We start from the raw sequence: 11,719 nt of genomic DNA, 5'->3' as shown, positions 1-11,719 counted from the left end.
CCCTTGCGATGTCAGGAGTTGCTCGGGAAGCCGAGGTTGATGCCCCCGTCGGACGGGTCCGGCCAGCGCGTTGTGACGACCTTGCCCTGCGTGTAGAAAGCGATGCCGTCGTTGCCGTAGATGTGCAGGTCGCCGAAGAGGGAGTCCTTCCAGCCGCCGAAGGAGTGGTAGCCGACGGGCACCGGGATCGGCACGTTGACGCCGACCATGCCCGCCTTGACCTCCAGCTGGAAGCGGCGGGCGGCGCCGCCGTCCCGGGTGAAGATCGCGGTGCCGTTGCCCCAGCGGGAGTCGTTGATCAGCTCGATGGCCTCCTCGTACGTCTGCGCGCGGACCACGCACAGCACCGGGCCGAAGATCTCGTCCCGGTAGGCGTCCGCCGTCAGCGGCACCCGGTCCAGCAGGGAGACGCCGAGGAAGAAGCCGTTCTCGTGGCCGTCCACCGAGAAGCCCGTGCCGTCGACGACGACCTCGGCACCCTGCTCCGCCGCGCTCGCCACGTACGAGGCGACCTTGTCGCGGTGCTCGCGTGTGATGAGGGGGCCCATCTCGGACGCCGGGTCGTCGCCGGGGCCGATCTTCAGGTTCTTCGCGCGCTCGGCGATCTTGCCGACCAGTTCGTCACCGGTGTCACCGACCGCCACGACCACCGACACGGCCATGCAGCGCTCGCCCGCCGAGCCGTACGCGGCGTTGATCGCCTGGTCGGCGGCGAGGTCCAGGTCGGCGTCGGGCAGCACCAGCATGTGGTTCTTGGCACCGCCGAGGGCCTGCACCCGCTTGCCGTGTTCGACGGCCTTCAGCTGGATGTACTTGGCGATGGGGGTCGAGCCGACGAAGGAGACCGCCTCGATGTCCGGGTGCTCCAGGAGGCGGTCCACGGCCGTCTTGTCGCCCTGCACGATGTTCAGCACACCGTCCGGCAGCCCGGCCTCGGCGGCCAGCTCGGCCAGCTTGAAGGAGGCCGACGGGTCCTTCTCGGAAGGCTTCAGCACGAAGGTGTTGCCGCACGCGATGGCCAGCGGGAACATCCACATCGGCACCATGGCGGGGAAGTTGAACGGCGTGATGCCGGCGACGACACCGAGCGGCTGGCGGATCGAGGCGACGTCGACCCGGGTGGAGACCTGGGTGGACAGCTCGCCCTTCAGCTGGACGGAGATCCCGCACGCGAGCTCCACGATCTCCATGCCGCGTGCGACCTCGCCGAGCGCGTCGGAGTGCACCTTGCCGTGCTCGGCGGTGATCAGCTCGGCGATCTCGTCGCGGTGGGCGTCCAGCAGCTCGCGGTACTTGAACAGGATCGCCGTCCGCTTGGCGAGCGAGGACGTCCCCCAGGACTCGAAGGCGGCCTTGGCGGAGGCGACGGCGGCGTCCACCTCGTCGACGGTGGCGAACGCGACCTGCTTCTCCTGGGCGCCGGTGGCCGGGTTGTAGACAGGGCCGAACCGGCCGGAGGTGCCTTCGACGGGCTTGCCGTCGATCCAGTGGGTGATGGTCTTCATCGGGTGCAAGGGCCTTTCGTGGTGCCTGATGTCAGCGGGGAGTTCAGATGTGGCGACGGCGTCCGGCGACCTGCCGGTCGTAGCGCTCGCGGGCCTCGACGGCGGCCTCGCGGGAGGCGGTCTCGGCGACCGGCACGTCCCACCAGGCCTCGGCCGGGGGAGCGGTCGGGGCCGGGTCGGTCTCGACGTAGACGCACGTCGGCCGGTCGGAGGCGCGGGCCGCGGCCAGAGCCTCGCGCAGTTCGCGCACGGTCTTGGCGCGCAGCACGTCCATGCCCAGGCTCGCGGCGTTGGCCGCGAGGTCGACGGGGAGCGGGGCGCCGGTGAAGGTGCCGTCCGCGGCCCGGAAGCGGTAGGCGGTGCCGAAGCGCTCGCCGCCGGTCTCCTGCGACAGTCCGCCGATGGAGGCGTAGCCGTGGTTCTGGATGAGGACGATGTTGACCGGCAGTCCCTCCTGGACGGCCGTGACGATCTCCGTCGGCATCATCAGGTAGGTGCCGTCGCCCACCAGCGCCCACACCGGCGTGCCCGGGGCGGCCTGCTGGACGCCGATGCCGGCCGGGATCTCGTAGCCCATGCAGGAGTAGCCGTACTCCAGGTGGTACTGGCGCGGGCTGCGGGAGCGCCACAGCTTGTGCAGGTCGCCGGGGAGCGAGCCGGCCGCGTTGATCACCACGTCCTCGTCGCGCACGGTGGCGTCCAGCGCGCCGAGCACCTGTGTCTGGGTCGGGACCGCGTTCTCGTCGGCGGCGCGGTAGGCGGCCTCGACGACCTCGTCCCAGCGCTGCTTGCCGGCGCGGTACTCGGCCTCGTACGCCTCGCTCACCCGGTGGCCCCGGAGCGCGTCCAGCAGCTTCTCGAGACCGGACTTCGCGTCGCAGACCAGCGTGCGCGCCGCCAGCTTGTGGGCGTCGAAGCCGGTGATGTTGAGGTTCAGGAACCGCACGTCCGGGTTCCGGAAGAGGGTGCCGGAGGCGGTGGTGAAGTCGGTGTAGCGGGTGCCGACGCCGATCACCAGGTCGGCGGTGCGGGCGAGGTCGTCGCTGACCGCCGTGCCGGTGTGGCCGATGCCGCCGAGGTCGGCGGGGTGGTCGTGGCGCAGTGATCCCTTGCCCGCCTGCGTGGAGGCCACCGGGATGCCGGTGGCCTCCACGAACGCCTTCAGCGCCTCCTCCGCCTCGCTGTGGTGGACGCCGCCGCCCGCCACGATCAGCGGCCGCCGGGCCGACCGGACCGCCTCGACGGCTGCGGTCAGCTCCACCGGATCGGGCGCGGGACGCCGCACGTACCAGACGCGCTCGGCGAAGAACTCCTCCGGCCAGTCGTACGCCTCCGCCTGCACGTCCTGCGGCAGGGCGAGGGTGACGGCGCCCGTCTCGGCCGGGTCGGCCAGCACGCGCATCGCCTGGAGCGCCGACGGGATCAACGCCTCGGGCCGGGTGATCCGGTCGAAGTACCGGGACACCGGGCGCAGCGTGTCGTTGACCGACACGTCTGCCTCGACCGGGTGCTCCAGCTGCTGGAGCAGCGGGTCGGCGCAGTGCGTGGCGAAGTAGTCGCCGGGCAGCAGCAGCACCGGGAGCCGGTTGATCGTCGCCAGCGCGGCGCCGGTGACCAGGTTGGTGGCGCCCGGGCCGATCGAGGTCGTCACCGCCTGCGCGGACAGGCGGTTCAGCTGCCGGGCGTAGCCGACCGCCGCGTGCACCATCGACTGCTCGTTGCGGCCCTGGTGGAACGGCATGGCCTCCTCGCCCGCCTCCAGAAGGGCCTGGCCGAGGCCCGCCACGTTGCCGTGGCCGAAGATGCCCCAGGTCCCGGCGATGAGCCGACGGCGCACGCCGTCCCGCTCGGTGTACTGGGCGGACAGGAACCGCACCAGGGCCTGGGCGGTCGTCAGTCGGCGGGTGCGGGCGCTCATGCGGGGGTCTCCGGGGCGGTGTAGAGGGGGAGCCGGGGGTCGACCGGCTGGTCCGGCCAGGTGTCGCGGACCCAGGCGTGGTCGGGGTGGTCGCAGATCAGCCAGGCGCGCTCGGCCTCCGGGCCCGCCATGACGTTGAGGTAGTACATGTGGTGGCCGGGCGTGGCCATCGACGGCCCGTGCCAGCCGTCCGGGATGAGGACGACGTCGCCGTCGCGGACCTCGGCCAGGACGTCGGTGTCCCGGCCCGGGCCGGACGGCGTGACGCGCTGATAGCCGAGGCCGGGCGTGCCCTCGTGGCCGGCGAACTCGAAGTAGTAGATCTCCTCCAGCACGGACTCCTCGCCCGGCCGGTGCTCGTCGTGCTTGTGCGGTGGGAACGACGACCAGTTGCCGCCCGGGGTGATCACCTCGACCGCGATGAGCTTGTCGCACTCGAAGACCCCGGCCGCGCCGAAGTTGTTGACCTGCCGGGAGCAGTTCCCGGTGCCGCGCAGCTCCACGGGCACCTCGGAGGCCGGTCCGTAGCGGGCGGGCAGCCGGCGGGTGCAGCGCGCTCCGGTCAGCGCGAACCGTCCGCCGGTGGCGGACGTCACGGTCGTACGGGCGTCGCGGGGCACGTAGACGAAGTCGCTGACGCCGCTGAAGACATCGGCGCGGCCCGCGAGTTCGAAGGTGTCCTGGCCGAAGTCGTCCGCCGCGGCGACCGTGCAGCCGCCGCTCAGCGGGACGACGATCCACTCGCTGTCACCGGTGTCGAAGGAGTGCGCGCCGCCCGGCGGCAGCTCCAGGATCCGCAGGCTGGAGTACCCCCAGCCGGCCTTCTCGGGCGTGACGTCGACGGTGTAGGGGCCGCCGAGGGCCTTACCGGCGGGAAGGTGATGCGTCATCGTGTGCCTTTCGGATCACAGCGGAGCGAGTCACAGCGGAGCGAGAGACAGCAGGCCGATTCACGACAGGCTGATTCACAGCAGAGCGACGGCCGTGTCCACCGCCTCTTGCACGCTGCCCTCGGCCGGATAGAGCAGCGAGCGCCCGACGACCATGCCCTGGACGGTGGGCAGCCGCAAAGCCTTGCGCCAGCGTGCGTAGGCGCCCTCCTGGTCGTCGCCGATCTCGCCGCCGAGCAGCACGACGGGCAGCGTGGAGGTCTCCAGGACCTCGGCCATGTCGTCCGGGTCGTCGGTGACGGGCAGCTTCAGCCAGGTGTAGGCGGAGGTGCCGCCCAGGCCCGAGGCGATGGCTATGGACCGGGTGACGGCCTCGGCGGACAGGTCGTTGCGGACCTTGCCGCCGGCCCGCCGGGAGATGAACGGCTCGACGAACAGGGGCAGCCGGTGGGCCGCCATGGCGTCGATCGCCCGCGCGGTGGACTCCAGAGTGGTCAGCGAGCCCGGGTCGTCGTAGTCCACGCGGACCAGGAGCTTGCCCGCGTCGAAGCGGAGCCGGGCGATGTCCTCGGCGCGGTGGCCGGTGAAGCGGTCGTCCATCTCGAACGCGGCGCCGGCGAGACCCCCGCGGTTCATCGAACCCATGACGACCTTGTTCTCCAGCACCCCGAGCAGGAGCAGGTCCTCCAGGATGTCGGCGGTGGCGAGCACCCCGTCGACGCCGGGCCGCGACAACGCGGTGCACAGGCGCTGAAGCAGGTCCGCGCGGTTGGCCATGGCCAGGCGCCGGTCACCGACGGCGAGCGCGCCGCGCGCCGGGTGGTCGGCGGCCACGATCATCAGCCGGCCGCTGTCGCCGATCAGCGGGCGGCGCACCCGGCGGGCGGCCGCCTCGGCGACGGCCTCGGGGTTGCGGGCTCGGACCGTGGTGAGGTCGGGGATGCCGATGTTCAAGGAAGGCTCCGTTCAGTGGCTCGGGCTCGACGACGGCACCCCGGCGAGGAGGTCCTCGACCTCGGACTCGGTCGGCATCGCGGAGGAGCAGGCGAGGCGGGAGGCGACGAGGGCGCCGGCGGCGTTGGCATGGCGCATGGTCCGCTCCAGGTCCCAGCCGGCGAGCAGACCGTGGCAGAGCGAGCCGCCGAAGGCGTCGCCCGCACCCAGGCCGTTGACCACCTCGACCGGCACCGGCGGCACCTCGGCCCTGCTGCCGTCGCGGTGCACGGCCAGCACGCCCTTGGGGCCCTGCTTGACGACGGCCATTTCCACGCCCGCCGCCAGCAACGCCTCCGCGCAGGCCTGCGGCTCGCGCACCCCGGTGGCGATCTCGCACTCGTCGAGGTTGCCGACCGCGACGGTGGCGTGGCGCAGCGCCTCGCGGTAGTACGGGCGGGCCTCCTCGGGGTCGGCCCAGAACATCGGCCGCCAGTCGAGGTCGAACACGGTGATGCCCGACTTGTCGCGGGCCTTGAGTGCGGCGAGCGTGGCGGAACGGCTGGGTTCCTCGCTCAGGCCGGTCCCGGTGATCCAGAAGATCCGGGCCCCGCGGATCGCGAAGAAGTCGAGTTCGTCGGTGTGGATCTCCAGGTCCGGCGCCTTGGGACGGCGGTAGAAGTACAGCGGGAAGTCGTCCGGCGGGAAGATCTCGCAGAAGGTGATCGGTGTCGGGTACGCCTCGACCGGGGTGACCCAGCGGTCGTCGACGCCGAAGCCCTTCAGTTCTTCGTGCAGGTATGTGCCGAAGGGGTCGTCGCCGGTGCGCGTGATCACCGCCGTCCGGCGTCCGAGGCGGGCCGCGGCGACCGCCACGTTGGCCGCCGAACCTCCCAGGAACTTCCCGAAGGTCTCCACTTCGGGCAGGGGGACGCCGGTCTGCAGGGGATAGAGGTCGACCCCGATGCGTCCCATCGTGATCACATCGAAATACTGGGCTGGCTCGGCCATGCGCGACCTCCTCGGGAAGCTGGGGATGCGGGTCCCGGGGCGCCCTGACACGGTGGGGGCGTGGATCCACTGGACCTGCCGCCTCCCAGGTGTAGGTCCCGGAGGGCGGCGCTGTCAATAGTTTGTACTTACATTCGGACCTGCTCGTGAAATGATGTCTTAACAAAGTATTGACAGCGGGCGCGGCAGGGACTTGTATCCCGTGCCATCGCAACAGTCGGCTTGCGGCATCATGATCCAAACTCCGTAAGGCTCCGGGACCACGGACCCCTTCGTGATCCCCTCCCCTTTCCCCGCAGTAGCACAGTGAGGTGCCAGGAAAGATGGACCGCTCTTCTCACCCCCGCTCCCGCAGGTTCGCGCCCGTCGTCGCCGTGGCCGCCGCAGCGGCCCTGACCCTCGCGGGCTGCTCCAGCAGTTCCGGGGGCAAGAAGTCCGAGGAAGGCGGCGCGGCCGCCTCCGCCGGCAAGGCGAACACGCCGCGCATGACCGTCGCCCTCGTCACCCACCAGGCGCCCGGCGACACCTTCTGGGACACCGTTCGCAAGGGCGCCCAGGCCGCCGCGGACAAGGACAACATCAAGCTCGTCTACTCCGCCGACCCGAACGCGGGCAACCAGGCCAACCTGGTCCAGAACGCGATCGACCAGAAGGTCGACGGCATCGCCGTCACCCTCGCCAAGCCGGACGCGCTCAAGGGCGTCATAGGCAAGGCCGAGCAGGCCGGCATACCCGTCGTCGGCCTCAACTCCGGCCTGAGCGACTGGAAGAAGCTCAACCTGCTGGAGTTCTTCGGCCAGGACGAGTCCGTCGCGGGCGAGGCCTTCGGCAAGAAGCTGAACGAGGTCGGCGCCAAGCACGTCCTGTGCGTCATGCAGGAGCAGGGCAACGTCGGCCTCACCCAGCGCTGCGACGGCGTCGCCAAGACCTTCGACGGCAAGGTCGACCCGCAGAACGTCAACGGCACCGACATGCCGTCCGTGAAGTCGACGATCACCGCCAAGCTGAAGCAGGACCCGTCCATCGACTACGTCGTCACCCTCGGCGCCCCCTTCGCGCTGACCGCGGTGCAGTCGGTCGCCGATGCCGGCAGCAAGGCGAAGGTCGCCACCTTCGACCTCAACAAGGACCTGATCAAGTCCATCAAGGCCGGCGACATCCAGTTCGCCGTCGATCAGCAGCCCTACCTGCAGGGCTACCTGGCCGTCGACGGCCTGTGGCTCTACAAGAACAACGGCAACTACAGCGGCGGTGGCGAGCAGCCCGTGCTGACCGGCCCGGCCTTCGTCGACAAGTCCAACGTTGACAAGATCGGGGAGTTCGCCGCGAAGGGCACCCGGTGATGAGCATGACCCAGCAGGCCACGCCGGCGGTGGGAACACCGCCGGCCCCCGGCCAGAAGCAGTCGGACGGCCGGACGCGGCAGCGCCCGCTGGCGCTGCGGCTGCTCGCCCGGCCCGAGGTCGGCGTCTTCCTCGGCGCCGTCGCCGTGCTCGTGTTCTTCCTGTTCGCCGCGCCGCCGGTGCGCGACGGCAGCTCGATGGCGAACATCCTGTACCAGTCGTCGACCATCGGGATCATGGCGCTGCCCGTGGCCCTGCTGATGATCGGCGGCGAGTTCGACCTGTCCGCCGGTGTCGCCGTGATCACCTCGGCGCTGACCGCGTCCATGCTCAGCTACCAGCTGACCATGAACGTCTGGGTCGGTGTGATCGTCGCCCTGCTCGTTTCGCTCGCGATCGGCGCCTTCAACGGCTGGCTGCTGGTCAGGACCGGCCTTCCGAGCTTCCTGGTCACCCTGGGCACCTTCCTGATCCTCCAGGGCGTGAACCTCGCGGTGACCAAGCTGGTCACCGGCAACGTCGCCACCGACGACATCAGCGACATGGACGGCTTCACCCAGGCGCAGAAACTCTTCGCCTCGACGTTCGACGTCGGCGGGGTCCAGGTGAAGATCACCGTGGTGTGGTGGCTGGTCTTCGCGGCCCTGGCCACGTGGGTGCTGCTGCGCACGAAGTACGGCAACTGGATCTTCGCCGTCGGCGGCAACAAGCACTCCGCGCGGGCCGTCGGTGTGCCCGTGACGTTCACCAAGATCTCCCTGTTCATGCTGGTCGGCTTCGGCGCCTGGTTCGTCGGCATGCACCAGCTGTTCTCCTTCAACACCGTGCAGTCCGGCGAGGGCGTGGGCCAGGAGCTCATCTACATCGCCGCGGCCGTCATCGGCGGCTGCCTGCTGACCGGTGGCTACGGCTCCGCGATCGGCCCGGTCTTCGGCGCCTTCATGTTCGGCATGGTGCAGCAGGGCATCGTCTACGCCGGCTGGAACCCCGACTGGTTCAAGGCCTTCCTCGGCGTGATGCTCCTCGGCGCCGTCCTCATCAATCTGTGGGTCCAGCGCACGGCGACCCGGAGGTGACCGCGATGACCAGCAAAGAAGCCGGCACCCACGGTGCCGTCCTGACGGACACCCCGCCCGCCGGGGACCGCCCCCTCGTCGAGCTCCGCGGGGCCGGCAAGTCCTACGGCAACATCCGCGCCCTGCACGGCGTCGACCTCACCGTCCATCCGCGCAAGGTGACCTGCGTCCTCGGCGACAACGGCGCCGGCAAGTCCACCCTGATCAAGATCATCTCAGGTCTGCACCAGCACACCGAGGGCGAGTTCCTCGTCGACGGCGAGCCGGTGCGCTTCTCCACCCCGCGCGAGGCCCTCGACAAGGGCATCGCCACGGTCTACCAGGACCTCGCCGTCGTGCCGCTGATGCCGGTGTGGCGCAACTTCTTCCTCGGCTCCGAGATGACCAAGGGCCCCTGGCCCGTGCGCCGTCTCGACATCGAGGGGATGAAGAAGACCGCGGACGAAGAGCTGCGCAACATGGGCATCGTCCTGGACGATCTGGAGCAGCCCATCGGCACGCTCTCCGGCGGCCAGCGCCAGTGCGTCGCCATCGCCCGCGCCGTCTACTTCGGCGCCCGCGTCCTCATCCTGGACGAGCCGACCGCCGCCCTCGGCGTCAAGCAGTCCGGTGTGGTGCTGAAGTACATCGCCGCCGCCCGCGAGAAGGGCCTCGGCGTCATCTTCATCACCCACAACCCCCACCACGCCTACATGGTCGGCGACCACTTCAGCGTGCTGCGCCTCGGCACCATGGAACTGTCCGCCGCCCGCAGCGACGTCAGCCTCGAAGAGCTGACCAACCACATGGCCGGCGGTGCCGAACTGGCCTCCCTCAAGCACGAGTTGGCGCAGGTCCGCGGCGTCGACGTCGAGGGGCTCCCCGAGGAGGGGGACCTCACCGCTCCCGTAGCCACGTCTTCGGAAGGAAAGTCCTGACATGGCCTCTGCGCTCGACCGGATCCGGGTCGGCTCCGCCCCCGACTCCTGGGGTGTCTGGTTCCCCGACGACCCCCAGCAGGTGCCCTGGGAACGCTTCCTCGACGAGGTCGCCGAGGCCGGGTACTCGTGGATAGAACTCGGTCCGTACGGCTACCTGCCGACGGACCCGGCCCGGCTCACCGACGAGGTGACCAAGCGGAACCTGAAGGTCTCCGCCGGCACGATCTTCTGCGGACTGCACCGCGGCCCTTCCGAGTGGGACTCCACCTGGGAGCAGGTCAGCCGGGTCGCCGCCCTCACGCAGGCGATGGACGCCAAGCACCTGGTGGTCATCCCGTCGTTCTGGCGGGACGACAAGACCGCCGAGATCCTGGAGCCGCCGGAGCTGACCGGCGAGCAGTGGCGCAACCTCACCACGGGCATGGAGCGCCTCGGCCGTGAGGTGAAGGACACGTACGGTCTGGACATCGTCGTCCACCCGCACGCCGACACCCACATCGACACCGAGGAGCACGTCGAGCAGTTCCTCGACTCGACCGACTCCGACGTCGTCAACCTCTGCCTGGACACCGGCCACTACGCCTACTGCGGCGGCGACAGCGTCAAGCTGATCGAGACGTACGGCGAGCGCATCGGCTACCTGCACCTCAAGCAGGTCGACCCGGAGATCCTCGCCGACGTGGTCAAGAACGAGATCCCGTTCGGCCCGGCCGTGCAGCGCGGCGTGATGTGCGAACCGCCCGCCGGCGTACCCGAGTTGGGCCCGGTCCTCACGGCGGCGCAGAAACTGGGCGTGGACCTGTTCGCCATCGTCGAGCAGGACATGTACCCCTGCGAGCCGGACAAGCCGCTGCCGATCGCGGTGCGCACGCGGAAGTTCCTGAGGTCCTGCGGCGCCTGAGGACCCGAAAGGTGGGCCATGACCGAGCGCGCCCCACTCGGAATCGCAGTCATCGGTACCGGAAGGATGGGCGCGGACCATGTGCGCCGCATCCACGAAGTCACCAGCGGAGCACGGGTGGTCGCCGTCGCTGACGTCGACGCGGAGCGCGCGGAGGCCGCCGCCGCCCGCGTCGACGGCTGCACCGCCCACACCGACCCGGCCGCCGCGCTGGCGGCGGCCGACGTCGACGCCGTCCTGATCGCCTCCCCGGGCCCGGCCCACGAGGCCACGCTGCTCGCCGCCTTCGAGCGCGACCTGCCCGTCCTGTGCGAGAAGCCGCTCACCCCGGACGCGGCCTCCGCCCTGCGCGTCCTCGAAGCCGAACTGCGCCTCGGCCACCGCCGGGTCCAGGTCGGTTTCATGCGCCGTTACGACCCCGAGTACGCGGAGCTGAAGGCCCTGCTGGCGACGGGCCGGCTGGGCCGCCCGCTCATGCTGCACAACCGGCACCGCAACGTCGCCGGCCCGCCCTTCTTCACCAGCTCCATGCTCATCAGTGACTCCGTCGCCCACGAGGCGGACGCGACCCGCTGGCTGCTGGGCCACGAGATCACGGCGGTCACGGTGCTGCGACCGACCCCGTCCGCCGGCGCCCCGGACGATCTGCAGGACCCCCAGTTCGTCGTCTTCGAGACCGACGGCGGCGCACTCAGCGATGTCGAGATCTTCGTCAACTGCGGCTTCGGCTACCAGGTCCAGGCCGAGGTGGTCTGCGAACGCGGCACCGCCCGCGTCGGCGACGGCCATGCCCTGGTCACCCACATGGCCGGCCGCTGGGGCGGAACCATCGCCCAGGACTGGACCGAGCGCTTCGAGACGGCCTACGACCGCGAGATCCAGACCTGGGTCGACGCCGTCCGCCGCGGCGAGGCCACCGGCCCGAGCACCTGGGACGGCTATGCGGCGGCGGCGGTCTGCGAGGCGGGGGTCCGGGCGCTGAAAGAGGGGAGACGGGTGGAGGTCGAGCTCGTGGAGAGGCCGGCGCTCTACGGGTGAGGGGCCATGGTCTGGCCCGGGCCGCAGAGTCCTCGCAGCCGCGCGGGACTCGCGCTGTGGAGACACGTCGCCCCGTCGTACCCCGCCTTAGGGGTCCTTGCACTGTGCCCGCCCGGGTCACGCGGCCTGGCACCGCGCCTCGCCGCGTTGCCGAAATGCCCAGGTAGCTCCGCTACCAGGGCAC

General features: G+C 70.6%; 10 protein-coding genes. 5 read left to right on the top strand and 5 right to left on the bottom strand.

Going from position 1 to position 11,719, the window contains the following annotated elements; translation table 11 throughout:
* Positions 1-11: 11 nt before the first annotated feature.
* The 5 genes from ACWD1U_RS09830 to iolC all read right to left on the bottom strand — a co-directional run bounded on the left by ACWD1U_RS09830 (position 12) and on the right by iolC (position 6,257).
* Positions 12-1,505 carry a CoA-acylating methylmalonate-semialdehyde dehydrogenase gene (locus ACWD1U_RS09830; RefSeq protein ID WP_451106044.1) on the bottom strand — a complete coding sequence of 498 codons (1,494 nt, stop codon included), beginning with the start codon at positions 1,503-1,505 and terminating at the stop codon, positions 12-14.
* A gap of 43 nt (positions 1,506-1,548) precedes the next feature.
* On the bottom strand, positions 1,549-3,423 hold the full coding sequence (gene iolD, locus ACWD1U_RS09825) for a 3D-(3,5/4)-trihydroxycyclohexane-1,2-dione acylhydrolase (decyclizing) (RefSeq protein ID WP_451106043.1): 1,875 nt from the start codon (positions 3,421-3,423) through the stop codon (positions 1,549-1,551).
* Positions 3,420-4,313: a 5-deoxy-glucuronate isomerase gene (iolB, locus tag ACWD1U_RS09820; RefSeq protein ID WP_451106041.1), complete on the bottom strand. Its 894-nt coding sequence runs from the start codon at positions 4,311-4,313 to the stop codon at positions 3,420-3,422. Before iolB ends, iolD begins: the two co-directional genes overlap by 4 nt.
* Positions 4,314-4,388: 75 nt before the next feature.
* Positions 4,389-5,267, bottom strand: a complete 879-nt coding sequence (locus ACWD1U_RS09815; protein WP_451106039.1) for a Cgl0159 family (beta/alpha)8-fold protein — start codon at positions 5,265-5,267, stop codon at positions 4,389-4,391.
* Between the two features lie 12 nt (positions 5,268-5,279).
* Complete coding sequence (gene iolC / locus ACWD1U_RS09810) at positions 5,280-6,257, bottom strand: 5-dehydro-2-deoxygluconokinase (RefSeq protein WP_451106038.1); 978 nt, start codon at positions 6,255-6,257, stop codon at positions 5,280-5,282.
* 323 nt (positions 6,258-6,580) lie between these two features.
* Here iolC and ACWD1U_RS09805 point away from each other — a divergent pair, with 323 nt between their 5' ends.
* The 5 genes from ACWD1U_RS09805 to ACWD1U_RS09785 are packed head-to-tail and all read left to right on the top strand — an operon-like array spanning position 6,581 to position 11,535.
* Entirely contained in the window at positions 6,581-7,600 is a 1,020-nt protein-coding gene (locus tag ACWD1U_RS09805) for a sugar ABC transporter substrate-binding protein (RefSeq protein ID WP_451106036.1), read from the top strand.
* Entirely contained in the window at positions 7,600-8,676 is a 1,077-nt protein-coding gene (locus ACWD1U_RS09800) for an ABC transporter permease (protein WP_451106035.1), read from the top strand. The genes ACWD1U_RS09805 and ACWD1U_RS09800 overlap by 1 nt, the downstream gene beginning before the upstream one ends.
* Positions 8,677-8,681: 5 nt before the next feature.
* Positions 8,682-9,593: an ATP-binding cassette domain-containing protein gene (locus ACWD1U_RS09795; protein ID WP_451106034.1), complete on the top strand. Its 912-nt coding sequence runs from the start codon at positions 8,682-8,684 to the stop codon at positions 9,591-9,593.
* Position 9,594: 1 nt separating this feature from the next.
* Positions 9,595-10,497: a sugar phosphate isomerase/epimerase family protein gene (locus ACWD1U_RS09790; protein WP_451106032.1), complete on the top strand. Its 903-nt coding sequence runs from the start codon at positions 9,595-9,597 to the stop codon at positions 10,495-10,497.
* A gap of 18 nt (positions 10,498-10,515) precedes the next feature.
* Complete coding sequence (locus ACWD1U_RS09785) at positions 10,516-11,535, top strand: Gfo/Idh/MocA family protein (protein WP_451106030.1); 1,020 nt, start codon at positions 10,516-10,518, stop codon at positions 11,533-11,535.
* Positions 11,536-11,719 lie beyond the last annotated feature (184 nt).

The sequence above is a fragment of the Streptomyces sp. NPDC002788 genome, from assembly GCF_053592115.1.
This window is presented reverse-complemented; position numbering and strand designations above follow the sequence as displayed.

Coding starts and splice junctions, on each gene's coding strand:
- ACWD1U_RS09830 (WP_451106044.1), bottom strand. CDS start 1,505: ATGAAGACCATCACCCACTGGATCGACGGCAAGCCCGTCGAAGGCACC.
- iolD (WP_451106043.1), bottom strand. CDS start 3,423: ATGAGCGCCCGCACCCGCCGACTGACGACCGCCCAGGCCCTGGTGCGG.
- iolB (WP_451106041.1), bottom strand. CDS start 4,313: ATGACGCATCACCTTCCCGCCGGTAAGGCCCTCGGCGGCCCCTACACC.
- iolC (WP_451106038.1), bottom strand. CDS start 6,257: ATGGCCGAGCCAGCCCAGTATTTCGATGTGATCACGATGGGACGCATC.
- ACWD1U_RS09805 (WP_451106036.1), top strand. CDS start 6,581: ATGGACCGCTCTTCTCACCCCCGCTCCCGCAGGTTCGCGCCCGTCGTC.
- ACWD1U_RS09800 (WP_451106035.1), top strand. CDS start 7,600: ATGAGCATGACCCAGCAGGCCACGCCGGCGGTGGGAACACCGCCGGCC.
- ACWD1U_RS09795 (WP_451106034.1), top strand. CDS start 8,682: ATGACCAGCAAAGAAGCCGGCACCCACGGTGCCGTCCTGACGGACACC.
- ACWD1U_RS09790 (WP_451106032.1), top strand. CDS start 9,595: ATGGCCTCTGCGCTCGACCGGATCCGGGTCGGCTCCGCCCCCGACTCC.
- ACWD1U_RS09785 (WP_451106030.1), top strand. CDS start 10,516: ATGACCGAGCGCGCCCCACTCGGAATCGCAGTCATCGGTACCGGAAGG.